Source organism: Kitasatospora sp. NPDC005751 (genome assembly GCF_040630835.1).
Taxonomy (GTDB): domain Bacteria; phylum Actinomycetota; class Actinomycetes; order Streptomycetales; family Streptomycetaceae; genus Kitasatospora.
The window spans coordinates 23,704-48,758 of sequence record NZ_JBEXYC010000003.1 but is presented as its reverse complement, the minus strand read 5'-3'; the positions used below and the strand labels follow the sequence as shown (position 1 = coordinate 48,758).

21 protein-coding genes are annotated in these 25,055 nt (G+C 74.2%); 4 read left to right on the top strand and 17 right to left on the bottom strand.

The window, feature by feature from the left end; genetic code table 11:
- Nucleotides 1-27: 27 nt before the first annotated feature.
- Entirely contained in the window at nt 28-972 is a 945-nt protein-coding gene (locus ABZ497_RS04540) for a DMT family transporter (RefSeq protein ID WP_359803366.1), read from the bottom strand.
- Between ABZ497_RS04540 and ABZ497_RS04535 the strand changes: the two genes are divergently transcribed.
- Nucleotides 971-2,440, top strand: a complete 1,470-nt coding sequence (locus tag ABZ497_RS04535; protein WP_359803364.1) for a PLP-dependent aminotransferase family protein — start codon at nt 971-973, stop codon at nt 2,438-2,440. The two genes, ABZ497_RS04540 and ABZ497_RS04535, sit on opposite strands and share 2 nt — an antisense overlap.
- A 57-nt stretch (nt 2,441-2,497) precedes the next feature.
- On the opposite strand, the gene htpX is transcribed toward ABZ497_RS04535, so the two are convergent.
- From htpX to ABZ497_RS04480, 11 genes are all read right to left on the bottom strand, one after another.
- Nucleotides 2,498-3,361 (bottom strand): zinc metalloprotease HtpX, encoded by an 864-nt coding sequence (htpX, locus tag ABZ497_RS04530; RefSeq protein WP_359803363.1) that lies wholly within the window; start codon nt 3,359-3,361, stop codon nt 2,498-2,500.
- A 140-nt stretch (nt 3,362-3,501) separates the two neighbouring features.
- On the bottom strand, nt 3,502-5,103 hold the full coding sequence (locus tag ABZ497_RS04525; RefSeq protein ID WP_359803361.1) for an NADH-quinone oxidoreductase subunit N: 1,602 nt from the start codon (nt 5,101-5,103) through the stop codon (nt 3,502-3,504).
- 1 nt (nt 5,104) lies between these two features.
- Complete coding sequence (locus ABZ497_RS04520) at nt 5,105-6,661, bottom strand: NADH-quinone oxidoreductase subunit M (protein WP_329488215.1); 1,557 nt, start codon at nt 6,659-6,661, stop codon at nt 5,105-5,107.
- A 66-nt stretch (nt 6,662-6,727) separates the two neighbouring features.
- The gene (locus tag ABZ497_RS04515) at nt 6,728-8,779 is read right to left on the bottom strand and encodes an NADH-quinone oxidoreductase subunit L (protein ID WP_359803359.1); all 2,052 of its coding nucleotides are present in this window, start codon (nt 8,777-8,779) and stop codon (nt 6,728-6,730) included.
- The gene (gene nuoK / locus ABZ497_RS04510; RefSeq protein ID WP_352286278.1) at nt 8,776-9,144 is read right to left on the bottom strand and encodes an NADH-quinone oxidoreductase subunit NuoK; all 369 of its coding nucleotides are present in this window, start codon (nt 9,142-9,144) and stop codon (nt 8,776-8,778) included. The genes ABZ497_RS04515 and nuoK overlap by 4 nt, the downstream gene beginning before the upstream one ends.
- Nucleotides 9,144-9,842 carry an NADH-quinone oxidoreductase subunit J gene (locus tag ABZ497_RS04505; protein WP_359803357.1) on the bottom strand — a complete coding sequence of 233 codons (699 nt, stop codon included), beginning with the start codon at nt 9,840-9,842 and terminating at the stop codon, nt 9,144-9,146. Before ABZ497_RS04505 ends, nuoK begins: the two co-directional genes overlap by 1 nt.
- Nucleotides 9,839-10,393: an NADH-quinone oxidoreductase subunit I gene (locus ABZ497_RS04500; protein ID WP_329488219.1), complete on the bottom strand. Its 555-nt coding sequence runs from the start codon at nt 10,391-10,393 to the stop codon at nt 9,839-9,841. Before ABZ497_RS04500 ends, ABZ497_RS04505 begins: the two co-directional genes overlap by 4 nt.
- A gap of 73 nt (nt 10,394-10,466) precedes the next feature.
- Nucleotides 10,467-11,420 (bottom strand): NADH-quinone oxidoreductase subunit NuoH, encoded by a 954-nt coding sequence (gene nuoH / locus ABZ497_RS04495; protein WP_359803663.1) that lies wholly within the window; start codon nt 11,418-11,420, stop codon nt 10,467-10,469.
- A gap of 2 nt (nt 11,421-11,422) precedes the next feature.
- Nucleotides 11,423-12,604, bottom strand: a complete 1,182-nt coding sequence (locus tag ABZ497_RS04490; protein ID WP_359803355.1) for an NADH-quinone oxidoreductase subunit C — start codon at nt 12,602-12,604, stop codon at nt 11,423-11,425.
- On the bottom strand, nt 12,601-13,254 hold the full coding sequence (locus tag ABZ497_RS04485) for an NADH-quinone oxidoreductase subunit B family protein (protein ID WP_359803354.1): 654 nt from the start codon (nt 13,252-13,254) through the stop codon (nt 12,601-12,603). Before ABZ497_RS04485 ends, ABZ497_RS04490 begins: the two co-directional genes overlap by 4 nt.
- On the bottom strand, nt 13,245-13,661 hold the full coding sequence (locus tag ABZ497_RS04480) for an NADH-quinone oxidoreductase subunit A (protein WP_329488224.1): 417 nt from the start codon (nt 13,659-13,661) through the stop codon (nt 13,245-13,247). The genes ABZ497_RS04485 and ABZ497_RS04480 overlap by 10 nt, the downstream gene beginning before the upstream one ends.
- Before the next feature lie 383 nt (nt 13,662-14,044).
- On the opposite strand from ABZ497_RS04480, the gene ABZ497_RS04475 reads away from it, so the two are divergent.
- A complete protein-coding gene (locus ABZ497_RS04475; RefSeq protein WP_329492144.1) occupies nt 14,045-15,184 on the top strand; it encodes a sensor domain-containing protein in 1,140 nt (379 codons plus the stop codon).
- A gap of 164 nt (nt 15,185-15,348) precedes the next feature.
- Here the strand turns inward: ABZ497_RS04475 and ABZ497_RS04470 are convergent, their stop codons facing one another.
- Nucleotides 15,349-16,491 (bottom strand): trypsin-like peptidase domain-containing protein, encoded by a 1,143-nt coding sequence (locus ABZ497_RS04470; RefSeq protein WP_359803353.1) that lies wholly within the window; start codon nt 16,489-16,491, stop codon nt 15,349-15,351.
- Nucleotides 16,492-16,664: 173 nt separating this feature from the next.
- Between ABZ497_RS04470 and galE the strand changes: the two genes are divergently transcribed.
- Nucleotides 16,665-17,651, top strand: coding sequence for a UDP-glucose 4-epimerase GalE (galE, locus tag ABZ497_RS04465; protein ID WP_359803351.1), 987 nt, complete (start codon nt 16,665-16,667; stop codon nt 17,649-17,651).
- A 45-nt stretch (nt 17,652-17,696) separates the two neighbouring features.
- On the opposite strand, the gene ABZ497_RS04460 is transcribed toward galE, so the two are convergent.
- On the bottom strand, nt 17,697-20,063 hold the full coding sequence (locus tag ABZ497_RS04460) for a PQQ-binding-like beta-propeller repeat protein (RefSeq protein ID WP_359803350.1): 2,367 nt from the start codon (nt 20,061-20,063) through the stop codon (nt 17,697-17,699).
- Nucleotides 20,064-20,489: 426 nt separating this feature from the next.
- Here ABZ497_RS04460 and ABZ497_RS04455 point away from each other — a divergent pair, with 426 nt between their 5' ends.
- Nucleotides 20,490-21,137: a TetR family transcriptional regulator gene (locus ABZ497_RS04455; RefSeq protein ID WP_329488227.1), complete on the top strand. Its 648-nt coding sequence runs from the start codon at nt 20,490-20,492 to the stop codon at nt 21,135-21,137.
- A 272-nt stretch (nt 21,138-21,409) separates the two neighbouring features.
- Here the strand turns inward: ABZ497_RS04455 and ABZ497_RS04450 are convergent, their stop codons facing one another.
- The 3 genes from ABZ497_RS04450 to mqnE all read right to left on the bottom strand — a co-directional run bounded on the left by ABZ497_RS04450 (nt 21,410) and on the right by mqnE (nt 25,046).
- Nucleotides 21,410-22,354, bottom strand: coding sequence for a beta-ketoacyl-ACP synthase III (locus tag ABZ497_RS04450; RefSeq protein ID WP_359803348.1), 945 nt, complete (start codon nt 22,352-22,354; stop codon nt 21,410-21,412).
- 131 nt (nt 22,355-22,485) lie between these two features.
- Nucleotides 22,486-23,757 carry a L,D-transpeptidase family protein gene (locus ABZ497_RS04445; protein WP_359803346.1) on the bottom strand — a complete coding sequence of 424 codons (1,272 nt, stop codon included), beginning with the start codon at nt 23,755-23,757 and terminating at the stop codon, nt 22,486-22,488.
- 125 nt (nt 23,758-23,882) lie between these two features.
- A complete protein-coding gene (gene mqnE, locus ABZ497_RS04440; protein WP_329488230.1) occupies nt 23,883-25,046 on the bottom strand; it encodes an aminofutalosine synthase MqnE in 1,164 nt (387 codons plus the stop codon).
- Between the last annotated feature and the right edge of the window lie 9 nt (nt 25,047-25,055).

Below are 25,055 nucleotides of genomic sequence, written 5' to 3'. Positions count from 1 at the left end.
GCACCGCCGGTACGGGCGCGGGCCGTCTCAGCTGCGGGCGCGCTGGGTGACCGCGATGCAGACCAGCACCACCACCGCGGTGACCGGCGCCGCCACCGGCAGCTCCTCGCCCAGCAGCAGCACCGCCCAGACCAGCGTCAGCAGCGGCTGGGCGAGCTGGAGCTGACTGGCCCTCGGCACCCCGATCGCCGCCATCCCCCGGTACCAGAGCACGAACCCGCCGAGCTGCGACACCGCCGCCGTGTACGCCAGTCCGGCCAGCGCCTTCACCCCCGGGTGCGCCGGCTCGCCCGGCAGCGCCAGCGCCGTGGTCACCACGGTGACCGGCAGCGCCGCGACCACCGCCCAGGCGATCACCTGCCACCCCGGCAGCTCCCGCGAGATCCGCCCGCCCTCCGCGTACCCGGCCGCGCAGACCACCAGCGCGGCGAACAGGTAGAGGTCGGCGGTGGTCGGCCGCCCGTGGCTCTGCAGCAGGGTGAAGGCCAGCACCGCCGCCGCACCGGCCAGCGCCGCGCACCAGAAGGCCCGGGACGGGCGCCGGCCGGTGCGCAGCGCCGAGAACGCGGCGGTGGCGAGCGGCAGCACACCGATGACCACAGCCGAGTGGGCGGTCGAGGAGGCCCGCAGCGCCAGCGTGGTGAGCAGCGGGAAGCCCAGCACGCAGCCGGCCGAGACCACCAGCAGCCCGGGCCAGTGCCGGCGCGCGGGGAGCGGGACCCGGGCGGCCGCCAGGCAGAGCGCGGCGAGCAGCCCGGCCACGGCGCCGCGCAGGCCGGTCGCCGTCCACGGACCGAACCCGGACAGGGCCCAGGCGGTCGCGGGGAAGCTGAAGGAGAAGGAGAGGACGCCGAGGGCCGCCAGGGCCGTACCGGAGCTGCCGGAGCTGGCGGAGCTGCCCGAGCTGGCGGAGCCAATCGGTGCCTGCGGTGCTATCGCGATCGGGCGGGTAGCGCTATCTTGTGCCGTCATGAACGAGCGTAGCAGCGTGACCGATCTGGCCGACAGCCTGCGCCGGGAGGTCGAGCGCTACCCGGAGGGACGCAAGCTGCCGTCGAGCCGGGCCCTGATGGAGCGTCACCAGGTCAGCCCGGTGACGGTCTCCCGGGCGATCGCCGTGCTGGCGGCCGAGGGCCTGGTGGTCTCCCGGCCGGGGGCCGGGGTCTTCCGGGCCGCCGCCTTCGCGGGCGGCGGCATCACCGGCGGCGGTTCGCCGCTCGCCGCGCCGACCGCCCGGCCCGGCGACCTCTCCTGGCAGGAGCTCGCGCTGAGCGCCGACGCGGGCCCGCGCGACCGGGGCGCGGGCGCGCTGTTCGCCACCCTGAACGTCCCGCCGCCCGACGTGGTCGACCTGAACGGCGGCTACCCGCACGCCTCGCTCCAGCCGGAGCGGCTGCTGGCCGCCGCCCTGGCCCGGGCCGGCCGGCGGCCCGGCGCCTGGGAGCGCCCGCCGGTCGACGGGCTGACCGAACTGCGCGCCTGGTTCGCCCGGGACATCGGCGGCAACGGCGGGCCGCTGGGCGCGGGCGACGTCCTGGTCACGGCGGGCGGGCAGAGCGCGCTGACCGTCGCGATCCGCTCGCTGGCCGCCCCGGGCGCACCCGTGCTGGTGGAGTCGCCGACCTACCCCGGGACGCTCGCGGTCGCCCGCGCGGCGGGCGTGCGGCCGGTCCCCGTCCCGGTGGACGAGGACGGCGTGCGCACCGACCTGCTGGCGGCGGCCTTCGACGCCACCCGGGCCCGGGTCTTCGTCTGTCAGCCGCTGTTCCAGAACCCGACCGGCGCGGTGCTCTCCCCCGAGCGGCGCGCCGAGGTGCTGCGGATCGCCCGGACGGCCGGCGCGTTCGTCGTCGAGGACGACTTCGCCCGCCGGCTGGTCCACGCCGACTCCCCCGCACTGCCGCGCCCGCTCGCCGCCGACGACCCGGACGGCGTGGTGGTCCACCTGCGCTCGCTGACCAAGGCCACCTCGCCCAATCTGCGGGTCGGCGCGCTGACCGCCCGCGGCCCGGCCCTGCGGCGGCTGCGGGCGACCCAGGTGGTGGACAGCTTCTTCGTGCCCCGGCCGCTCCAGGAGGCGGCACTGGAACTGGTCGCCGACCCGGGCTGGGCGCGCCACCTGCGCACCCTCGGCGCCGAGCTGCGCGACCGCCGGACGCTCACGGTGGCCGCGCTGCGCCGCGAACTCCCCGGGCTGCTCGGCCCGCACCGGCCCGGGGGCTACCACCTCTGGCTGCGGCTGCCGGAGGGCACCGACGAGGCCGCGCTGGCCACCGCCGCGCTGCACGCCGGAGTGCTGGTCGCCCCCGGAAGCCCCTACTACGCCGCCGAGCCCCCCGCGCCCCACCTGCGGCTGAGCTATGCCGCCGTCGACAGCCCGGCCCGGATCGCCGAGGGCGTCCACCGGCTGCGCCGGGCCTACGAGGGTCTCACCGGCTGAACGCGGCCGGCCGCCGAGCGAGCGGGCGGGCGGGGGCGCGGGGCAGGCGGGCCCCCGTCAGCCCCGGTAGCCCGCCATCCGCTCCAGTCGGGCGATCCGCTCCGCCATCGGCGGGTGCGTCGAGAAGAGCTTCGTCCCGGCCTCGCCCGGGCGGAACGGGCTGGCGATCATCATGTGGCTGGCCGTCTGGAGCTGTGGCTCCGGCGGCAGCGGCAGCTGCCGGGTGCCGACGTCCAGCTTGCGCAGGGCGCCCGCCAGGGCGAGCGGGTCGCCGGTGATCCGAGCACCGTCGGCGTCGGCCTGGTACTCCCGGGAGCGGCTGACGGCCAGCTGGATCAGCGAGGCGGCGAGCGGACCCAGGATCATGATCGCGAGCATCCCGAAGAGCCCGGGGCCGTCGTCGTCGTCGCTGCGGCCGAACGGCACCAGCCAGGCGAAGTTCACCAGGAACATCACCACCGAGGCGAGCGCCCCGGCGACCGAGGAGATCAGGATGTCCCGGTTGTAGACGTGGCTCAGCTCGTGGCCGAGCACCCCGCGCAGCTCCCGCTCGTCCAGCAGCTGGAGGATGCCGTCGGTGCAGCACACCGCCGCGTTGCGCGGGTTGCGGCCGGTGGCGAAGGCGTTCGGGGCCGGGGTCGGGGAGATGTACAGCCGCGGCATCGGCTGGCGGGCCGAGGTGGAGAGCTCACGGACGATCCGGTACAGCCGCGGCGCCTCGATCTCGCTCACCGGGCGGGCCCGCATGGCGCGCAGGGCGAGCTTGTCGCTGTTCCAGTACGCGTAGGCGTTGGTCCCGAGCGCGACCAGCAGGGCGATCACGAAGCCGGTGCGGCCGAAGAAGCTGCCGATCACCAGGATCAGCGCCGAGAGGCCGCCGAGCAGTGCGGCGGTCCTCAGTCCGTTGTGCCGGCGGTGCACGGCAGGCCCTCCAATGGTGCGGTGGGGAAGCCCTCGCTGCCTCGTCCCTCTGCCCGCTCAACGGGCGAGCCCGGCGGCCTTGTTCCCTTGTGACCACCGCTACACCCGGACCGCCCAGCCGCCCGCCCCGGCCGGCGGCCTCAGAACAGCGTGCCGCCGACCACCTGGAGGACCAGCTGCGGGGCCACCGAGAGCACCACGGCCACCGAGGCGGTGAGCCCCAGGGTGGCCGTCAGCGAGGCCGGCAGCCGGCGCTCGGCGACGGCGGTGACCGCGTCCTGCGACGGCGCCGGAGCGAAGAGCCGCGCCATCCAGAGCAGGTAGTAGTACAGCGCGATGACCACATTGACGGCCATCACCACGGCCAGCCAGCCCAGCCCGGCGTCGACGGCGGCGCGGAACACCACCACCTTGCCGAACAGGCCGATCACCCCGGGCGGGAGCCCGGCCAGGCAGAGCAGGAAGAACGCCAGCGCCAGGGCCGTCCAGCGGCGCCGGGCGAACAGGCCGCGGAACTCGTCCACGCTCGTCCCGGCCCGGCGGCCGACGGCGGCGACCACCGCGAAGGCGCCCAGGTTCACCACGCCGTAGATCAGCGCGTACGCGGCGGTGGCGCCCAGGCTGTCCGCCCCGGTCCGTGCGTAGCCGGCGGCGGCGAGCGGCACCAGCAGGTACCCGGCCTGGCCCACCGAGGACCAGGCGAGCAGCCGCACCGCGCTGTACCGGGTGTCGAACCGCTGGCGCAGCGCGCCCACGTTGCCGACCGTCATGGTGACGGCGGCCAGCACCGCGAGCACCAGGCCCCAGGTGTGCGCGTACGGCCGGAAGGCGATCGTGGTGACCAGCGCCAGGCCGGAGAGGCCGGCCGCCTTTCCGACCACCGAGAGGTAGCCGGCCACCGGCAGCGGGGCGCCGACGTAGGTGTCGGGCACCCAGAAGTGGAACGGGACGGCGGCGACCTTGAAGGCGAAGCCGACCAGGGTGAGCACCGCGCCGGCCTCGGCCAGCGGCCCCAGCTGGGCGGGGGCGTGGGCCAGGCCCTCGGCGACGGCGCCCAGGTGCAGGCTGCCGCTCGCGGCGTAGACGAAGCCGACGCCGAGCAGCATCACCGCGGTCGCGGTGACGGAGGAGAGGAAGAACTTCAGCGCGGCCTCCGCGCCCCGGCCGTCCCGGCGCAGCGCGACCAGGGCGAAGGCCGGCAGCGAGGCCACCTCCAGGGCGACCACCAGGGTGGCGAGGTCCCGGGAGGCGGGCAGCAGGGCGGCGCCGGTGGCGCTGGAGAGCAGCAGGAACCAGTACTCGCCGCCGGGCAGCCCCGCGGCGGAGCCGTCGTCCGATGCCGGGCCGTCCACGGTGTGCATGGAGAGCAGCGCGGCGATCAGCGCGCCGCCGAGCGCGAGCAGCTGGAAGACCAGCGCGAAGTGGTCCGCGACGTAGGAGCAGCCGGTGTCCCGCACGCAGAAGGTGCTCCGGGGCGAGCCGCCGGTGAGCGGGAGCAGGGCGAGCAGCGCGAGGGCGAGGCCGCCCACGGCCAGGGCGCCGAGCAGCTTGCGGTGGCGCGCGGGCAGGAAGAGGTCGGTGACCAGCACCGCGAGGGCGGCCAGCGCGGCGATCAGCGGGGGCGCGATCGCCACCCAGTCCACGGACTGGATCAGGCTGCCCGGGTCGGCTACGGCGAGGGAGGTCACAGTGGGCTGCCCCGTGGAGTGAGGTCCGAGTGCGGCGAGCTGGGGTCCGAGCATGTCAGCCACCCCCGAGGAGGTGCTTGACGGCCGGGTCGGAGAGACCGAGCAGGAGCGCGGGCCAGAGGCCGGCGAGCAGGGTGAGGGCGGCCAGCGGGGTCCAGCTGACGGCCTCGTACGGGCGCAGGTCGGCGAGCTCGGCCACCGGAGCCGGCTGCTTCGGGTCGCCCATGCAGACGCGCTTGACCACCATCAGCAGGTACCCGGCGGTGAGGAGGGTGCCCAGGCCGGCCAGCACCATGTAGGTGACGAACGCGGGGCGCGAGAGGCCCTCGGCCGGGTCGAACGCGCCGAACATCGCGAGCAGCTCGCCCCAGAAGCCGGCCAGCCCCGGCAGGCCGAGGCTGGCGACGGCGGCGAAGGCCAGCAGGGCGCCGATCCGCGGGGCCCGTCCGTAGAGGGCGGCCCCGGTGGAGCCGGCCAGGGTGTCGAGGTCCGCCGTGCCGTAGCGGTCCTTCAGGGCCCCGACCACGAAGAACAGCAGGCCGGTGATCAGCCCGTGGGCGATGTTGGCGAACAGCGCGCCGTTGACGCCCACCGGGGTGAGGGAGGCGATGCCCAGCAGCACGAAGCCCATGTGGCCGACGGAGGAGTAGGCGATCAGGCGCTTGAGGTCGCCCTTGGCCCCGGGCCGGACCAGCGCGAGGCAGGCCAGCGAGCCGTAGACGATGCCGACGGCGGCGAACGCGCCCAGGTAGGGGGCGAGCGTCGCGGTACCGTCCGGGACGACCGGGAGGAGGACCCGGACCAGGCCGTACGTCCCCATCTTCAGCAGCACGCCGGCGAGCAGCACCGAGCCGACCGTGGGGGCCGCCGTGTGCGCGTCCGGGAGCCAGCTGTGCAGCGGCCAGGCGGGGGCCTTGACCACCAGCCCGACCATGATCGCCAGGGCGGCGACCACCTGGGTGGTGTGGCTCAGGCCGCTGCCGTGCGCGGCGGCCAGCGCCTGCATGTCGAAGGTGCCCGCCTTGCTGCCGACCAGCAGGAAGCCGAGCAGCATCACCGCCGAGCCGAGCAGCGTGTACAGGATGAACCGGTTGGCGGCCGGCACCTTCGCCCCGGTGCCCCAGCGGGCGATCAGGAAGTACATCGGGATCAGCACGATCTCGAAGGCCAGGAAGAAGAGCAGCAGGTCCAGCACCGCGAAGGTGGCGAGCATGCCGACTTCGAGCAGGAGGAACAGCCCGGTGAAGGCCCGGGCCGACGGGACGCCCTCCCCGGTCGGCAGCCGCTTCTCCGAGTACAGCGCGCAGAGGAAGGTGAGCAGCGCGGTCAGCACGATCAGCGGGAGCGAGACGCCGTCCACGCCGAGGTGGAGGCGCACGCCGATGGCCGGGATCCAGGACACGTCGGTGGTCGCCTGCATCCGGCCGGGCCCGTCGTGGTCGAAGCCCGCCGCGAGGACGATGCCGAGCACCAGGACGGCGCCGGTGACCACGGTGTTCAGCCGCAGCGCGCGCCGGTCGGCGGCGGCCGGGTCGGCGCCGAACGCCGGTACCAGGGTCAGCGCGGCCCCGGCCAGCGGCAGCACCAGGAGGGCGATGAGGACTGCGTTCATCGGGGGCTCCTACGGGCTGCGGTCGGCGGGGCTGGGCGGCGGGGCTGCCTGTTCTGGTCCATCCGGCTACACCGCCACCAGGACGGCCAGCAGGACGACGCCGGCGAGCAGCGCGCTGAGGTAGGTCTGCGCGTTCCCGGTCTGGGCGAGCCGGACGGCCCGGCCGAGCAGGCCGGCCGCCGTCCCGCTGCCGCGCACGTACGTCTCGACGACCTCGCGGTCGAGGAAGCGGACCAGCCGGGCCGCGGCGGTCACCGGCCGGACGAACAGCGCGCTGTAGAGCCGGTCGACGCCGAAGCCGTGCCGGGCCGGGCCGAACAGCGGACCGAGCAGGGTGCGGCCGGGGTCGGCGACGATCACCTCGGCGGCCGGGGCGCCGGCCTGCTCGGGCACCCGGCCCAGCGGTGCGGCGGGCGGCAGGCCGGCGCCGAGCCGCGCGGTGGCGGAGCGCCAGGCCCCGTACGCCAGCAGCGCGCCGACCACGGCGAGGCCGGTGCCGGTCACGGCGGTGACGGCCGAGGGCCGCAGCGAGCCGCCGTCCAGCAGCGCGGGCAGCCAGTCCGAGCGCAGGCTCGTCACGCCGAAGGCCATGGTCGGGACGGCCAGCACCCAGAGCGGCCAGCGCATCGCGGGCGGCTCGGCGGTGGCCGGGTCGGCCTCGTCCACCTCGGGCGAGTAGGGCGCGTCGGCCTCGTGGTCCGCCGGCGAGGCGAGCGCGGCGGGCGCGGCGGGCGCGGCGGCGCCGGCGGCGGCCGGGCTGTGGAACGCCACCAGGAACAGCCGCGCCGCGTACGCCGCGGTCAGCAGGGCGGTGAGCGCGGCCGAGATCAGCACGATCCAGCCGGCCGACTGCGGTACCGCGGACACCGGGCCGAGGCCGTTGGTCAGCGCCTCGCCGTTGGCCGCGTGCTCGGCGGCGGTCAGCACCGCCTCCTTGCTGAAGAAGCCGGAGAACGGCGGCAGCCCGATCAGGGCGACGAGCGCGATGCCCATCGTCCAGTAGGCGTCCGGCACCCGCTTGCGCAGCCCCGGCATCCGGGACATCGCGGAGATCGAGTTGGTGTGCGCGGCGTGGATCACCACACCGGCCGCGAGGAACAGCAGTGCCTTGAACGCCCCGTGGCTGACCAGGTGGAAGACGGAGGCCTCGCGGTCGCCGGCGGCCAGGGCGCCGGCCATGTAGCCGAGCTGCCCGACCGTCGAGTAGGCGAGCACCCGCTTCAGGTCGTCCTGGGCGAGCGCGCAGAGCGCCGAGCCGATCATCGTCACGGCGGCCATCACCGCGAGCACCACCAGCGCCGCGCCGGAGAGCAGGAAGACCGGCAGCAGCCGGGCGACCAGGTAGATGCCGGCCGCGACCATGGTGGCGGCGTGGATCAGCGCGGAGACCGGCGTCGGACCGGCCATCGCGTCCGGGAGCCAGGTGTGCAGCGGGAACTGCGCGCTCTTGCCGGCCACGCCGGCGAGCAGCAGCAGCGCGGTCAGCGTCGGGTGGCCGAGCCGCCCCTCGGCGGCGGCGGCCAGAACGTCAGAGATCCGGAAGCTGCCGGCGTCGGCGCCGAGCAGGAAGATGCCGAACAGGAACGGCACGTCACCGAGCTTGGTGACCAGGAAGGCCTTCAGCGAGGCCGACCGGGCGTCCGCGGTCTCCCAGTGGTGGCCGATCAGGAAGTACGAGCAGATGCCCATGACCTCCCAGCCGACCAGCAGCACGATCAGATCGCCCGAGTAGACGACCAGGAACATCGCCGCCGTGAACAGCGAGACCAGCGCCGCGTACGACGGGTAGCGCGGGTCGTCCTTGAGGTAGGCGGTCGAGTACACCTGCACGCAGGTGGCGACCAGGCCGACCAGCACGGAGATCAGCGAGCTGTAGCCGTCCAGGTAGAGGCCGAGCGTGAGGTCCGGACCGCCGGTCGGGGTGAGCCGGGTGCCGGCCTCCAGCACCTGGCCGGTGCCCAGCTGGAGGGCGACCACCAGGGCGAGCACGGCCGAGACGGCGACCGGCACGATCGCCAGCGGCCGGGCCAGACCGGGCGCGCGCCTGCCGACGGCCAGGGTGGCGGCCGATCCGAGCGCGGGCAGGACGGGGACGAGGACGGGCAGGGCGAGGTTCATGCGGCGGCCTGGCCCTTCAGTGCCCCGGCGCCGGCCGGCGCCTCCTCGGCGGACTCGGCGGGATCACCGAGCGCGGTGGCCCGGTCGATGTCCGCGGTGCCCCGGGCCCGGAAGAGCAGCAGGACGATGGCGAGCCCGAGGCCGATCTCGGCGGCGGCGATGGTGATGGTGAACAGGGTGAGCGCCTGGCCGGCGTGCAGAGAGTCCCGCAGCCAGGCGTCGAAGGCGACGAGGTTGAGGTTGACGGCGTTGAGCATCAGCTCCACGGACATCAGCACCAGGACGACGTTGCGCCGGGCGAGCACGCCGTACACGCCGACGCTGAACAGCAGCGCGGCGAGCACGACGGGGTAGGCGAGATGCATCAGCTCTCCTCCGCCGAGGTCGTCGGGGCGGGAGCCGCGGGCTCGGCCGGGGCCTTCGGCGCGGTGGCGGCGACCGTCCCGTTGGAGCCCACCGGCCGGCCCGCGCGCAGCTTGGCGGCCCGGGGCGGCGGTACCCGCCGGCCGGCCCCGCGGGACAGCACGAGCGCGCCGACCAGTGCGGCCAGCAGCAGCACCGAGAGCGCCTCGAAGGGCAGCACCCAGGTCCGGAACAGGCTGGTACCCGTCGCCTGCGCCGAACCGCCGCCCCCGCCGAGGTCGATCCACGACGTCCGGAAGGCGTCGACGAGCAGCGTCACCAGCGTCCCGGCCGTGGCCAGCGCCACCACCAGGGCGACCCAGCGGTTGCCCGAGTCGGCGTCCGGCGAGCGCCCGATCGGCGCCCGGGTGAGCATCAGCCCGAACAGCACCAGGACGACCACCGAGCCGAGGTAGATCAGCACCTGCACCCACGCGATGAACTCGGCGGTGAGCAGCAGGAACTCCACCGCCAGGCCGCCGAGCGCGACCACCAGCCAGAGCGCGGCGTGCACCAGCTGCCTGGTGGTCACGGCCATCACGGCCGAGCCCAGCACGGCGACGCCGACCAGCAGGAAGACGATCTCGACCCCGGTCGGGGAGAGGAACGAGCGGGCGGCCGGGTCCAGCGACCCGGCCGCGGTCAGCAGGGCGGCACTCATCGCGGGTCACCCTCCTCCGGCGCCGCCGAGGCGGCGGCGGCCAGCTTGTCCGCGGCCTTGCGCGCGGTGGCGATCTCCTTGGGCTCCTCGGCCGCCGGGTCCAGCGCCGGCGGCGCCGGCACCGTCCACATCCACTCGCGGAGCTTGTCCCGCTCGTGGGTCAGCTCCAGGATGTCGGTCTCCGCGTACTCGAACTCCGGGGACCAGAACAGCGCGTCGAACGGGCACACCTCGATGCAGATCCCGCAGTACATGCAGAGCGAGAAGTCGATGGCGAAGCGGTCCAGCACGTTGCGGGTCCGGGCGCGGGCGTTCGGGTCGGCGGCCGGCAGCGTCTCCTTGTGGGAGTCGATGTAGATGCACCAGTCCGGGCACTCGCGGGCGCACAGCATGCAGACCGTGCAGTTCTCCTCCAGCAGCGCGATCACGCCGCGCGAGCGCGGCGGCAGCGCGGGCTGCACGTCGGGGTACTGCGCGGTGACGGTCTTCTTCGTCATCGTCCGCAGGGTGACGGCCAGGCCCTTGGCCAGTCCGGAGCCGGGGAAGCTCATGCGCCCACCCCGCTCCGCCGGGCCGGGGCGTCGGCCCCTGCGTGCCTGTCGGCCACGAGCTCGCTGCGCTCGGTCATGAGATCGCCACCTTGATGATGCCGGTGAGGGCGAGCTGGACGAGGGCCAGCGGGATCAGCACGAGCCACGCGAAGCGCATCAGCTGGTCCTCCCGCAGTCGCGGGTAGGTGACCCGCAGCCAGATGACCACGAAGGCCAGCGCGAAGGTCTTCAGGATCGTCCAGAGCCAGCCGAGCTCGTCCGGCAGCGGACCGTGCCAGCCGCCCAGGAAGAGCACCGCGGTAAGCCCGGAGACCACCAGGATCCCGACGTACTCGGAGAGCAGGAAGAGCGCGAAGCGCAGCCCGGTGTACTCGGTGTACGCGCCGAAGATGATCTCCGAGTCGGCCACCGGCATGTCGAACGGCGGGCGCTGGAGCTCGGCCAGGCCGGCCGTGAAGAAGACGAAGGCGCCGATGAGCTGCCACGGGATCCAGTACCACTGCCAGGCGTCCAGGATCCCCGGGAGCGAGAGCGTGCCGGCCGCCATCGCCACCGAGGCGGCCGCGAGCACCATCGGCAGCTCGTAGGACATCAGCTGCGCGGCCGTCCGCAGACCGCCGAGCAGCGAGAACTTGTTCGCCGAGGCCCAGCCGGCCATCAGCTTGCCGATCACGCCGACGCCCATCACGGCCAGCACGAAGAAGAGGCCGGCGTCGATCGCCTGGCCGACGAAGCCGTCCGGCCCGACGGGGATGGCGAGCAGCACGAACAGGTAGGGCAGCAGGGAGACGGCGGGCGCCAGCTGGAAGATCCTGCGGTCCGCCCCGGCCGGGACGATGTCCTCCTTCTGCGCGAACTTCACGCCGTCGGCGACGAGCTGCGCCCAGCCGTGGAAGCCGCCGGCGTACATCGGACCGAGCCGGCCCTGCATGTGCGCCATCACCTTGTGCTCGGTCTGGCCGATGACCAGGGGGAAGGTGAGGAAGACGACGAGGGTGGCGACGCAGCGCAGCAGCGTGTCGAGCAGGTTCACGTGCTGTCTCCGTCCTGGTCGGCCGGGTCGGCCGGCGTCTCCTTCGTCCCGTCCTCCGCGCGCTTCCCGTCCTCCGGTCCGGTCGCACCGGCCGCCTCGCCGGGCGCCTCGGGCGCGGCAGCGGCAGCGGCAGCGGCAGCGGCAGCGGCAGCGGCAGCGGCAGCAGTCTCGGCCTCGGGTGCGGCAGTGCCCTCAGGTGCGGCCTCGGCCTCGGAACCGTGCGCGGGCACCGGGGCGTGCCAGGGCGCGTCCGCGGACTGGGTCCGGGCCGGCGCCGGCCGCCCGGGCTTCGGCTCGGCGCTCTCCACGACGGGCTCCCCGGCGGGGGCCTGGCTCGCCGAGCCGTCCGTGACGGACCTGGTCCGGCGCGGCCGGTCGGCCCGCACCGGCGGCGCCGCCTCGGCGGCGGCTCCCTCGGCGACGGTCTCGGCGGCCTGGCTCACCGAGCCCGCGTCGACCGACCTGGTCCGGCGCGGCCGGTCGGCCCGGACGGCGGGCCCGCCCTCGGCCGAAGCGGCGGCCGCACCTGCGGCGGCCGCACCGGCCCGGGGCGTACGGGCCGCCGCGCCGGCCGCCCGCGCACCGCGCGCGGGCCGCTCGGCCACCGGCGGCAGGGTCCCCTTGAGCGGGCCCCACTCGTTCGGGTCCGGGACGCCGGGCGGCTGCATCTTGCGCCGCGCCGGTCCGTCACCGTGGTCGGACTCGCCCGGCTCCTTGGCGCCCGGCCAGGCCTTGGCGACCCGGGCCGCGAGCACGAACTCCTTGCGCAGCGGGAACCCCTCGAAGCCGTCCGGCAGCAGCAGGGTGACCAGGTGGGGGTGCCCGGGGAAGTCGATGCCGAACATCTCGTGCGTCTCGCGCTCGTGCCAGCCGGCCCCCGCGTACACCTCGACGGCGGTCGGCAGGGCGGCCCCCGCCCGCGCCACCTTGGTGCGCAGCGCCAGGTGGCGCACCCCGGGGCCGTCCGCGGCGGCCAGGTGGGCGACCACCGAGAAGCCCTCGGCCAGCTCGTCGACGGCGCTCAGCCAGTCGAAGAACCGCAGTCCCAGGACGTCCCGGGCCGCGGTGAGCGCCTCGATCCAGTGCTCGGCGGGCACGTCGACGGTGACCAGCCCGTACGCCTCGGCGCCGGTGGCCCACTCGCCGACCGACGCCGCGTACTGCTCGGCGGTGCTCACGAGACGCCTCCTTCGGACGGCGCGGGGCCGGCCACCAGCGGGCGGCGCAGGGCGCTCGCGGGCGCGGCGTACCGGCCGGGCAGCGACTCGGCGGCGATCTTCTCCTGGAGCTTGAGGATGCCCTGGAGCAGGGCCTCCGGCCGGGGCGGGCAGCCGGGCACGTAGACGTCGACCGGGATGATCTGGTCGACGCCCTTGGTGACGGAGTAGGAGTCCCAGTAGGGTCCGCCGGAGTTGGAGCAGGCGCCGAAGGAGATGACGTACTTCGGCTCGGGCATCTGCTCGTAGAGGCGCTTCACGGCGGGCGCCATCTTGTCGGTCACCGTCCCCGAGACGATCATCAGATCGGCCTGTCGGGGGCCGGGCGCGAACGGAATCACACCCATCCGGATGAAGTCGTGCTTGGCCATCGACGCGGCGATGAACTCGATCGCGCAGCAGGCGAGGCCGAAGTTGAAGCACCAGAGGCTGTAGCGGCGGCCCCAGTTCAGGACGACCTTGACCGGGTCGGGCGCCAGCCGGGCGAGCGGGCCGAGGCTGCTCCGCCCGACGGCCGCACCGGGGCGCGACGGGTCCGGCAGACCGAGCGGTACCGGGCCCCCGGCGCCCCCGGTGCCGTGCGCGTGCGAGTGGTTGTGGGTCACGTCCATTCCAGAACGCCCTTCTTCCAGGCGTAGAGCAGCCCGACCGCGAGGAAGCCGATGAAGACGAACATCTCGATCAGCGTCCCGGCGCCGTAGCCGGCGGCGGCGAAGACGGTCGCCCACGGGAACAGGTAGATCGCGTCTACCGCGAAGATCACGTACAGGAAGGCGTAGACGTAGTAGCGGATCTGGGTGTGCGCCCAGTCCTCTCCCACCGGGTCCACGCCGCACTCGTAGGCGAGGAGCTTCTCCGGCGAGTACACCACCGGCCGCAGCAGCCGGTTGGCGGTGAACGCCACGGCGACGAAGAGCACGCCGACGACGGCGAGCAGGCCCATCGCGGCGTACGCGTCGAAGTAGCCGCTGCCGGCGGCCGGGTCGGCCGCGACGGCAGCTGCCGGCTGCCCCTCCATGCCCCTCGCCTCCACATCGCCTGGGAAAACCGCCCTCACGGCAGTTCTACGACGTTTCTTTACACGGTCATAACCATCGCCAATGCGTGAGTCTAAGTGCACGGCCGTGGAGCACCGCATCCCGCCCGATCCGCAAGACGGCCGATGGACATTCGGTGGACGACCGCGCCCGCCGGCCGCCCCGGGCGGGGGTGGGGATAACCCCCGGGCGGGAAGACGTATCACCCCCATGGCCCCGCGCGCCCCCGACCGGGGAAGCTTGGATCACCAGCTCGACTCCAAGGGACGGTAGATCCGACATGAAGCCACTGCACCGCCGCGCCGCGGATGCCCTCAAGGAGCAGGACGCGGGCCCCGAGCGCGCCCCGCTGTACGGCGCGCGGATGTGGCGGCAGGCCGGGCAGCTGATGCTCAATCTGCCGCTCGGCCTCGCCGGGTTCGTCTTCACCGTCGTCCTGCTCTCCGTCGGGCTGGCGCTCTCCATCACCGTGATCGGCCTGCCGCTGCTGGCCGCCGGGCTGGCCGGATGCCGACTCCTGGGCGCCTTCGCCCGCCGCCGGGCCCGCTCGGTGCTCGGCTCCGAGGTGCGCGAGCCGGAGCCGGTGCGCCGGAACCGGCCGGGGATCACCGGCTACGCGATCGCCTACCTCACCGACCCGCTCAGCTGGCGCTCGGCGCTCTACAACGTGCTGCTGCTGCCCTGGGGCCTGCTGAGCTTCGCGGTGACGCTGATCTGCGTCATCGTCGGCTGGCCGGTGCTGCCCTGGGTGGTCCGCTTCCAGGCGGCGATCGACCGGATGCTGGTGGAGGTCCTGCTCTACCCGGGCGCGCTCTCCGAGCGGGTGCGGGAGCTGGAGGACGACCGCGGCACGGTGATCGACACCGCCGCCGCCGACCTGCGCCGGATCGAGCGCGACCTGCACGACGGCGCCCAGGCCCGGCTGGTGGCCCTGGCGATGGACCTCGGCATGGCCAAGGAGAAGCTGAGCGAGACCGAGACGCCCGAGGACGTGGCGGCCGCGGCCCGGATGGTCGGCGCCGCGCACGGCGAGGTGAAGCTGGCCCTGCAGGAGCTGCGCGACCTGGCCCGGGGCATCCACCCGGCGGTGCTCACCGACCGGGGGCTGGACGCGGCGCTCTCCGCGGTGGCGGCCCGCTGCACGGTGCCGGACGGGGTCAAGGTGCACGTCGAGCTGACCGCCGCCGACGGCACGGTGGAGCGTCCGGACTCGGCGGTCGAGGGCATCGCCTACTTCACCGTCAGCGAGTTGCTGACCAACATCTCGAAGCACGCCCGCGCCCGCTCCGCCACGGTGGACGCCTGGCGGGCCGGCGACCAGCTGATGCTGCTGGTCCGGGACGACGGCAAGGGCGGCGCGGCCGCCTACCCGGGCAGCGGCCTGGCCGGGCTGGCCGAACGGATCCGGGCGGTGGACGGGGTGTTCCTGGTGGAGAGCCCGGACGGCGGGCCGACCACGGTCACCATCGAGCTCCCCTGGCGCACCCGCGCCGCCCGCCGCTGACCGTTCCTCCGGCCCCCCGCCGGACACGTCAACGGGCCGGGACTCCGTCGAGGCAGTGACGGAGCCCGGCCCGTACCCGTGCGGCGGCCGCCCGCCGACCCTTGCGCGGTGCGCGGGCGGCCGCCGCCGGGAACCCGAGGGGCCAGGGCTTGTCCCACCCGGCCCTAGGGCGTTTCCAGCGTGCCGAGGGTGACGTCGGCGGTCTTGGCCTGGCCGTCCCGGGTGTAGCCGACGGTCGTCGTGGTCCCCGGGGTGAGCGAGGCGAGCGCGCTGGTGAGCCCGTTCAGCGAGTCGACGGTGGCGTCGCCGACCTTGGTGATCACGTCGCCGGGCTGGAGCCCCGCCGAGGCGGCCGGCCCGCCCGCGCTGACGGCCACCACCACGGCGCCGGCCGGGCGGAAGTTCTGGTCGAAGTACGTCCGGGCGGTGACCCCCAGCGCGGCCCGGCCGGAGTTGGTGACCTTGCCGTCCTTGATCAGCTGGTCGGCGATGCTCGTGATGGTGGACGCCGGGATGGCGAAGCCGATACCGGGCGCGGCGGCCCCGTTGGCCTCCGGCTCGGTGGCGGCGAGCGTGTTGATGCCGATCACCTGGCTGTTCAGGTTGACCAGCGCGCCGCCGCTGTTGCCCGGGTTGATCGCCGCCGAGGTCTGCACCATGTTGCCGATGGTGGCACCCGGCGAACCACCGCCCTGGGGCTCCGAGACGGTCCGGCCGGTGGCCGAGACGATGCCCTGGGTGACGCTGCTGGACAGGCCCAGCGGACTGCCCATCGCCAGGGTGATCTGCCCCAGCTCGACCTTGGCGGAGTCCCCGAAGACGGCCGGCTTGAGGGCGCTCGGCGGGCTGGTCAGCTTGATCACCGCGAGGTCGGAGTCCGGGTAGGAGGCGACCAGCGTGGCGTCCAGGGCCTTGGTGCTGTTGGCCAGCGTGACGGTGAAGGTGGTGGCGGTGCCGACCACGTGGGCGTTGGTGACGATGTCGCCCTTGTTGTCGTAGACGATCCCGGAGCCGAGCCCGGTCGCGGTGGTGATCTGCACCACCGAGGGCAGCACGTCGGCGATCACCTTCTGGTAGGCGTCCTGGAGCTGGTTGCCGCCGGCCGGCTGGGCGGCGGACGACGAGGACGCGCCGGGGGTGGTGGCGGTCGACGAGGAGGAGGACGATCCGCTGCTGCACCCGGCCACCGTCAGCGCGGTCAGCGCGGCGACGGCCGCCGGCCCGGTCAGTCGCCCGGCGAACGCCCGGGGGCCGGTGGGGCGCGGCCCGGCCGGGAGCGGGCGGGTGGGTTCCTTCTTTCGGTTCACCTGGGCTGCCTCCGATTCCATCGGCCGTACCGGGGCCGTCGAGGTCCGTGCGGAACCATCGAGATCACAGAGATCTTTGTCAGCATTTCACCGATATGTCCGAATCATTGCCCCGACGCGCCCGTCACCGGGCACGACCTGGGGCAAGGCGGACAAGCCCTAGGATTCACGCCATGACTTGGTTGATCACCGGTGGTGCCGGGTACATCGGCAGGCACGTGGTGCACCAGCTGGTCGAGGCCGGCGAGCGGGTGGCGGTACTGGACGACCTCAGCACCGGCGACCGCGCCCGGCTGCCGCGGGGAGTCACCCTGATCGAGGGCTCCACCCTGGACCGCGCCGCGCTGGACACCGCCCTGCGCTCCCAGGACATCGCGGGCGTGCTGCACTTCGCGGCGAAGAAGCGGGTCGGCGAGTCGGTCGAGCGGCCGTTCTTCTACTACCGGGAGAACCTCACCGGCCTGCAGAACGTGCTGGAGGCCGTCGCCGAGGCCGGGGTGCCGCGCTTCCTCTTCTCCTCCTCCGCCGCCGTCTACGGCATGCCCGACGTCGAGCTGGTCACCGAGACGGCCCCCTGCGCCCCGATGAACCCCTACGGCGAGACCAAACTGGCCGGCGAGTGGCTGGTGTCCGCGGTCGGCCGGGCGCACGGCATCTCCACCGTCTCGCTGCGCTACTTCAACGTGGCCGGCGCCGCCTCGCCCGAGCTCTCCGACGAGGGCGCCTACAACCTGATCCCGATGGTCTTCGAACGGCTCACCGCCGGGCGCGCCCCACTGATCTTCGGCGCCGACTACCCCACCCCGGACGGCACCTGCGTCCGCGACTTCATCGACGTCCGGGACATCGCCTCGGCCCATGTGGCGGCCGCCCGGCGGCTCGCCGCCGACCCGCCCGGCGAGACCTCGCTGGTCCTCAACATCGGCCGCGGCGAGGGCGTCAGCGTCCGGGAGATGCTGGACGTGATCGCCCGGGTCACCGGCTACGACACCACCGGCGAGGTCACCCCGCGCCGCGCCGGCGACCCGGCCCGGGTGGTCGCCTCCGCCGAGCTGATCCACCGCGAGCTGGGCTGGACGGCCCGCCACGGGGTCGAGGAGATGGTGACCTCGGCCTGGGAGGGCTGGTGCGCCCGGCACCCGGGGGCCCGCAGGCGGTAGGGCCGGTCCTCGGGATCCCGCCTGCGGGGCGTTCGGGAGGGCGGCTCAGTGCGAGGGCACCGCCGTGCCGTAGAAGGCGTCCAGCGCGTACACGCAGCGGTCCTTGCTGCCGACGAAGACCCGCCCGCCGACCGCCACCGGCGAGCCGGTCAGCTCGCCCTTGGTGCCGAGCTCCCACCGCAGCTGACCGCTCACCAGGTCCAGGGTGTGCAGCGAGTGGTCGCGGCTGCCCAGGTGGACCAGGCCGTCGGCGACCGCCGGCGAGCCGACGATCTCCCCCCGCGCGGTGTAGCGCCAGCGCTCCCGGCCGGTGGCCGCCTCGAACGCGTAGAGCACGTCCCCGCTGCCGACCAGCACCATGCCGTCCCCGACGACCACCGGCTCGGCGCCCTGCCGGTTGCCGGTGGCGGCGCGCCAGCGGTCCCGGCCGGTCGCCGCGTCGAGCGCGTAGACCGTGCCGAGGTAGTCGGCGACGTAGACCGCGTCCGCGTCCAGCGTCGGCGGGGTGAAGAGCACCACCGGCGCCTCGAAGCGCCAGCGCTCGGCGCCGCTGGCCGCGTCCAGCGCGTACACCCGGGTGCCGGCCGTCACGTACAGCACGCCGGCCCGCTCGGCGGGGCGCGACGGCACGTCCTCACCCACCGGGAAGGACCAGCGCAGGCCCGCACCGCGCGGATCGACGCAGCGCAGCCGCCCGCCGCCGTAGTAGTACGCGGCGCCGCCCACCAGGGCCGGCCCGGACTGCGGGTTCTCGTAGTCCTGCTGGGCGTCGTCGGCGCGCCACAGCTCGGCGCCGCCGGCCGCCGAGCGCAGCTGCACCCCGCCGCCCCGGACGCCGCAGCAGAGCACGCCGTCGGCGGCGTCCAGCGAGTAGACCCAGCCGTCCAGCGAGTTGCGCCAGCGCTCGGTGCCGTCCGCGACGTCCACCGTGTACAGGTGCGGGCCGTCGGCGGCGTGCACCCGGCCGGCGTCCACCGCGAGCGCCCAGGCGACGTCCCGGGTCTTGTAGCGGCGCTGGCCGGAGGCGACGTCCAGGGCGTGCACCTCGAAGCTGGAGACGAAGAGCGTGCCGTCGGCGACCACCGGGGTGCCCCAGACGTCGTTGGACATCCGGAACCGCCAGGGGCGCCAGCGGGCGGCCTGGACCGGCGGCGGCGTGGCCCGGCGGACCCAGTCCGTCTCGGCGGGCGCGGCCCCCGGCCCGGCCTGCTCGGCGCGCGGACCCGGGCCTATCCGGACCGAGGCCCCGGGCAGCCGGACCTCGGCGGCGCTCTCCCCGGCGACCGGGGCCCGGTGGCGGCGGGGGGCGGCGAGCTTCTCGGTGGCGGCCTCGGGGTCCGGCCCGGGCAACGCGTGCACCGGCCCGGGCGCGGGCGGCGCGTACCGCTCGGCCGGATGCCGGGTGCGCGGGTCGTCCTGCGCGGGGCGCTGGGGCGGCAGCGGCTGGTGCGGGTGGGGCGGCGGGGCCGGCTGCGGCGGCACCGGCGCGGGCGCCGGAGCGGGGGCGGGCGCCGGGGCCGGGCGGCGGCCGCGCTTGCGTTCGATCAGCTCCAGCGCGTTGGCCGGCAGCCAGTCCCCCGCCTCGCCCGAGGCGTCGTCACGGGAGAACAGGTGCGGGGCCAGCTCGGCCTGGATCTGCGCCGGCGAGGGCCGGTGCTCCGGGGAGGGCCGCATGCAGGCGCGCACCAGGTCCACCAGCTCGGCCGGCAGGCCGGAGAGGTCGGGCTGGTCGCGCAGCAGCTGGAAGACCGTCTCGACCGGGTTGGCGCCCCGGTACGGCGGGTGCCCGGTGGCGCAGAAGACCAGCAGCGACCCGAGCGAGAAGACGTCGCTGGCACCGGTGACGCCACGGCTGTCCCGGGCCTGCTCCGGCGACATGTACGCCGGGGTGCCGACCGCGACGTTGGTCATGGTGAGCCGGGTGCTGGAGACGCCGGCGGCGATGCCGAAGTCGATCACCCGCGGACCGTCCTCGACCACCAGCACGTTGGAGGGCTTGAGGTCACGGTGGACCAGCCCGGCCGCGTGGATGGACTGGAGCGCCTCCGCGATGCCCGCCACCAGCCAGCGCACCGCCCCCGCGGGCAGCGGCCCGCACTCGGTGACCAGGTCCTCCAGGGACGGCGCCGGGACGTACGCGGTGGCCAGCCAGGGCACCCGGGCGTCGGCGTCGGCGTCGACCACGGCGGCGGTGTAGAACCCGCCCACCGTCTTGGCGGCCGCGATCTCCCGGGCGAAACGGACCCGGAACAGCTCGTCCTCGGCCAGCTCCCCCCGGACGGTCTTGATGGCCACTCGCCGGCCGGACGCGGAGCGCGCCAGGTAGACCAGGCCCATCCCGCCCGCGCCGAGCCGCCCCAGCACCTCGAAGGGCCCGATCCGCCTCGGATCGTGCGCCGTCAGCTGGTCCACTCCGCTGCCACCTCCCCGTCTTCCGCACCCGCCACGGGGTGCCGCAGCCGATTCTCCAATGCCGCCCCGGTCAACTCCAACCTCCCCCGCCCGGAGGCCCCTCCGGCTCACCGTCCGGTCAGTGCCGCCGGAACGGCCGGATTCTGACGCCCGCTCCGCCTGCGGCTTGCACACGAGATGCCCGCAACTCTTTTTCGGGCACCTCGGACCCGGCCGCGATCGTCACGCTCTGTCACTCGACCACCCCTCAGCGGAGGGTCCGTCACGCTGTGGGGTCATAAGCACACGGGGGGGCTTCAACAGGCGCCTCCGGAGCCCGGTGAATATCCGTCCGAAGTCGTTCACGCCCCCTATAGCAACCCCCCGTGCGGAGTAATAGTCGCATCACCGAATCGCGCCAAGATCGTGCCACGGTAAGCTGACGGCATGACAGGACAAGTTCGCACCGTCGACGGTCGCGTCGCCGGGCGACGCGGACAGGAGACGCGGCAGAAGCTGCTCGACTGCCTCCGCGAGATGCTCAGCACGTCGCCCTATCGGGACGTCAAGGTCATCGACGTCGCCCGTATGGCGGGTACCTCCCCCGCGACCTTCTACCAGTACTTCCCGGATGTCGAGGGCGCAGTCCTCGAAATCGCCGAGGAAATGGCCAAGGACTCCGACACCCTCAAAGAGCTGGTGGCCGGAAAGTCCTGGGCAGGGAAGTCCGGCACGACCACTTCGGAAGAACTGGTCGACGGATTCCTCGCCTTCTGGCGCAAGAACGACGCCATTCTCCGAGTGGTCACGCTCGGTGCCGCCGAAGGGGACAAGCGGTTCTTCAAGATCCGCATGACGGTCCTCAACGCGGTCGCCAAGCCCCTCACGGAGGCCGTCAAGGAGCTCCAGACGAAGGGCCAGGCCGACAAGTCGCTCGACCCGGCCGCCGTCGCCGGCTCGCTGGTCTCGCTGCTCGCCTCGGCGGCCGAGCACCAGAAGGCGTTCACCTCGTGGGGCGTCAAGGTCAAGGACCTGAAGCCCAACCTCGCTCCCCTGGTGTACCTGGGTGTCACCGGCAAGAAGCCGCCCAAGTAGACCGATCCCGCCTACCCACCCATCCGCTCCGCACGCAGCCCCGGCCTCCTGTCCGGGGAACGACGGACGGCGGCCGTGTCCTCGGGGGAGGTCCGCCGACGTGCCGCAGCGTGCCAGACATGCCGGTGGGCGGGCACCCGTGCAGGGTGCCCGCCCACCGGCATGCGCGTGTGAGAGGGGGCTTCCGGGCCTCCGGGGACGCCCGGGGGCCGGAAGGGGCCGTGGCGGGCGCCCAGGGGCGCCCTGGGGTGCCCTGGGTGCTCAGGGGGCCGCTAGGGGCAGCGGACGACCTGGCCGGCGTACGCGAGGCCGCCGCCGAAGCCGAACAGCAGCACCGGGTCGCCGGGCGACAGCTCGCCGCGTTCGACCATCTTGGAGAAGGCCAGCGGAATGGACGCCGCCGAGGTGTTGCCGGAGACCACGACGTCCCGGGCGACCACCGCGTCGGGCGCGCCCAGCTTGGCGGCGATCGCGTCGATGATCCGCAGGTTCGCCTGGTGCGGCACGAAGCCCTTGAGCTCGGACGGGTCGATGCCGGCCTTCTCGCAGGTCTTCCGGGCCAGCGGGGCGATCTGGGTGGTGGCCCAGCGGAACACCGACTGGCCCTGCTGGCTGATCACCGGATCCCAGCCGGTGATCACCACGGCGTCGCTCTTCTCCGGCTCCGAGCCCCAGACCACCGGGCCGATGCCCGGCTCGGCGCCGTCCTCCTGGGCCTCCACCACCGCCGCGCCGGCACCGTCCCCGAAGATCACGCAGGTGGTCCGGTCGGTCCAGTCGAGGGTGTCCGACATCCGCTCGGCGCCGATCACCAGCGCGCGGGTGGCCGCACCGGCCCGGATCGCGTGGTCGGCCGTGGCCAGCGCGTAGGAGAAGCCCGAGCAGACCGTGTTGATGTCGTAGGCGGCGGGCGCGCGCACGCCGAGGCGGGCGGCGACGGCGGCGGCCGTGTTGGGGCTGCGCTCGACCGCGGTACAGGTGGCGACCACGACCAGGTCGATCTCGGCGGCCGAGCGGCCGCTGTTGGCCAGCGCCTTCTGGGCCGCCTCGGTGGCCAGGTCGACCAGGGTCTCACCCTCGGCGATGTGGCGGGTCCGGATCCCCACCCGGCTGCGGATCCACTCGTCGTCGGTGTCGACCAGCACCGCCAGGTCGTCGTTGGTGAGGACCTTGGGGGGCTGGTAGTGGCCGAGTGCCACAATGCGCGAACCGCTCATACAGCCACTCAACCGGGTTACCCGCTGGTCAGCGGGGCGCGACCGGCTACAGGATCCGCCCCCGGAAGCTGTAGGAGGCCGACAAGGGCCGTTGCGGCGCCTGGGGAGTGGCGGCGGCCCGGACGGCCGGTTCAGGCGGCCAGTGAGGCCGAGTCACCCATCACGATCACCGGATGGGCCGCCGGATCGAGGGTGCGGATCAGCTGGGCCATCTTGTCCTCGGGCACCGAGACGCAGCCGTGCGTCGGGCCGCCGTGGTCGACGTGGATCCAGATGCCGCCGCCCTTGGAGGAACCGCTGGGGCGTCGCGGGTCGAGCGGCGAGTTGCCGGGCACCCGGTTGTAGTTGATCGCGATCACGTAGTCGAAGGAGCCGGCCAGCGACTCGCCCGCGAAGCCCTTCCCGGAGACCACGAAGTTGGCGTCCTTGTCGTACGGGAGGCGGCTGCCGGGGTCGGCGTTGCGGCCGCCCGCGTCGGTGAGCGAGAAGACCCCGATCGGGCTGCGCAGGTCGCCCTCGTTGTGGTCGGTGGTCCAGCCCTTGTTGGCGTTGTGCCCCTGCCAGGTCTCGCCGGCCAGCCAGCGACCCTCGGCGGTGCGGGTCCAGAGCGTGACGGCGGTCCGGTTGGCGTCCTTGTCCTGACCGGAGGCGAGCACGACCTGGGTGGTCTCGGCGGGTATCCGCGCGGTGAAGGCGGCCCCCAGACCGGGTATCGCGGCCACCGAGCCGTCCGGGCGGGACTCGCTGCGGTCGGCGGCGGGGGCCCCGGTGTGCCGGTCGCTCGCGGCCTGGGCGGCCGGCGCGGCGGCGGCCGGGGAGGGCTGGTCCGGGGCGGAGACGCCCTCCGGACCGGGGCCGTCGGCGGCGGTCACGCCCGGGTGGCCGGAGTCCTGGCCGACGGTGTACCAGCCCGCGGCGGCCGCGAGCAGCAGCGCGGTGCCGGCGGTCACGGCCTTGCCCCCGCGCTTCTTCTTGGGCTTGCGGCGGTGGCCGCGGGCGGCCGCCCGGGGACCGGCCGCGGCGGCGGCCGGGGCGGCCGCGGGTGCCTGGCCCCGGGGCCGGACCGGTGCGGCGGCGAGCGGCGCCACCGGCTCGGCGGGCTGGGGCTGGAACGGCCGGTCGTAGGCGTCGTAGCCCTCGGCGGCGGTGGCCTGCGGGACGTAGACCGCCTGGTGGTCCGGGTGGTTCTGGTGGGCCTGGTGGTTCCAGTGGTCCTGCTGCGGGTAGCCGTTCCAGCCGTCGTGGAACGGCTGGTTCGGGTCGGCCACGGCCTGCGCGGGAGCGTCCCAGCCCTGGTGGGACTGCTGCTCGTAGACCCCGTAGGACTGCTGCGGCACCTCGTACACCGGCTCGTGCATCGGCTCGTACGACGGGTACGCGGTGGCGCGATGGGAACCGGACATGGCGCTGATCCTGCCAAACCCGGACCCGGTTGGGAAACCCGGGGGCCTGTGCGGACCCGGTGAAGAACACCGCCTCCCGGGCCGACGGGCGGCCCGGGAGGCAGTGGAAGCCGGTCGGGGACCGGTCAGAGGCGCATCGCCTGCGGGGTCTCCCGGCGCGTCAGGTCCGGGCCGTCGTACTCCCGGATGACCTCGTAGCGGGTGTTGCGCTCCACCGGGCGGAACCCGGCGTCCCGGATCAGCCCGAGCAGGTCGTCGCGGCCGAGCTTGTTCGGCGTGCCGAAGTTGTCCGCGTCGTGGGTGATCTTGTACTCGACGACCGAGCCGTCCATGTCGTCCGCGCCGTGGCTGAGCGCCAGCTGCGCGGTGGTGACGCCGTGCATCACCCAGAAGACCTTGACGTGCGGCACGTTGTCGAACAGCAGCCGGGAGACGGCGAAGGTCTTCAGCGCCTCGGCGCCGGTGGCCATCTCGGTGCGCGCCATCAGCTTGTTGCGCACGACGCCGTCCTTGGAGTCGTGGAAGTCGTGCTGGTAGCGCAGCGGGATGAAGACCTGGAAACCGCCGGTCTCGTCCTGCAGCTCACGCAGCCGCAGCACGTGGTCGACCCGGTGGCGGGGCTCCTCGATGTGGCCGTACAGCATGGTGGAGGGCGTCTTGAGGCCCTTGCTGTGCGCGAGGCGGTGGATCCGCGACCAGTCCTCCCAGTGGGTGTCGTGGTCCACGATGTGCTGGCGAACCTCCCAGTCGAAGATCTCCGCGCCGCCGCCGGTCAGCGACTCCAGGCCGGCGTCGATCAGCTCGTCCAGGATCTCGTCGGCCGGCAGGCCGCTGATCTTCTCGAACCAGTGGATCTCGGTGGCGGTGAAGGCCTTCAGCGAGACGTTCGGCAGGGCCGCCTTCAGCTCCCGCAGCGAGCGCGGGTAGTAGCGCCACGGCAGGGTCGGGTGCAGCCCGTTGACGATGTGCAGCTCGGTGAGGGAGTCGACCTCCATCGCCTTGGCGAGGCGGACGGCCTCCTCGATGCGCATCGTGTACGCGTCCTTCTCGCCCGGCTTGCGCTGGAACGAGCAGTACGCGCAGGACGCGTTGCACACATTGGTCATGTTGAGGTGGCGGTTGACGTTGAAGTGGACGACGTCGCCGTTCTTCCGCGTCCGCACGTGGTGGGCCAGACCGCCCAGCCAGGCCAGGTCGTCGCTCTCGTAGAGCGCGATCCCGTCCTCGCGGGTCAGCCGCTCACCCGCGTAGACCTTCGCCTCCAGCTCGCGCTTGAGCCCTGCGTCCATGCGGTGCCC

Bases quoted from the DNA above. Each gene is read 5' to 3' on its own strand.
- ABZ497_RS04525 (WP_359803361.1), bottom strand. From the start codon at position 5,103: ATGCTCGGACCCCAGCTCGCCGCACTCGGACCTCACTCCACGGGGCAG.
- nuoK (WP_352286278.1), bottom strand. From the start codon at position 9,144: ATGCATCTCGCCTACCCCGTCGTGCTCGCCGCGCTGCTGTTCAGCGTC.
- ABZ497_RS04500 (WP_329488219.1), bottom strand. From the start codon at position 10,393: ATGAGCTTCCCCGGCTCCGGACTGGCCAAGGGCCTGGCCGTCACCCTG.
- ABZ497_RS04485 (WP_359803354.1), bottom strand. From the start codon at position 13,254: ATGGACGTGACCCACAACCACTCGCACGCGCACGGCACCGGGGGCGCC.
- ABZ497_RS04445 (WP_359803346.1), bottom strand. From the start codon at position 23,757: ATGTCCGGTTCCCATCGCGCCACCGCGTACCCGTCGTACGAGCCGATG.
- mqnE (WP_329488230.1), bottom strand. From the start codon at position 25,046: ATGGACGCAGGGCTCAAGCGCGAGCTGGAGGCGAAGGTCTACGCGGGT.
- ABZ497_RS04505 (WP_359803357.1), bottom strand. From the start codon at position 9,842: ATGAGTGCCGCCCTGCTGACCGCGGCCGGGTCGCTGGACCCGGCCGCC.
- ABZ497_RS04455 (WP_329488227.1), top strand. From the start codon at position 20,490: ATGACAGGACAAGTTCGCACCGTCGACGGTCGCGTCGCCGGGCGACGC.
- ABZ497_RS04535 (WP_359803364.1), top strand. From the start codon at position 971: ATGAACGAGCGTAGCAGCGTGACCGATCTGGCCGACAGCCTGCGCCGG.
- ABZ497_RS04515 (WP_359803359.1), bottom strand. From the start codon at position 8,779: ATGAACCTCGCCCTGCCCGTCCTCGTCCCCGTCCTGCCCGCGCTCGGA.
- ABZ497_RS04480 (WP_329488224.1), bottom strand. From the start codon at position 13,661: ATGGAGGGGCAGCCGGCAGCTGCCGTCGCGGCCGACCCGGCCGCCGGC.
- ABZ497_RS04450 (WP_359803348.1), bottom strand. From the start codon at position 22,354: ATGAGCGGTTCGCGCATTGTGGCACTCGGCCACTACCAGCCCCCCAAG.
- ABZ497_RS04475 (WP_329492144.1), top strand. From the start codon at position 14,045: ATGTGGCGGCAGGCCGGGCAGCTGATGCTCAATCTGCCGCTCGGCCTC.
- ABZ497_RS04540 (WP_359803366.1), bottom strand. From the start codon at position 972: ATGACGGCACAAGATAGCGCTACCCGCCCGATCGCGATAGCACCGCAG.
- galE (WP_359803351.1), top strand. From the start codon at position 16,665: ATGACTTGGTTGATCACCGGTGGTGCCGGGTACATCGGCAGGCACGTG.
- ABZ497_RS04520 (WP_329488215.1), bottom strand. From the start codon at position 6,661: ATGAACGCAGTCCTCATCGCCCTCCTGGTGCTGCCGCTGGCCGGGGCC.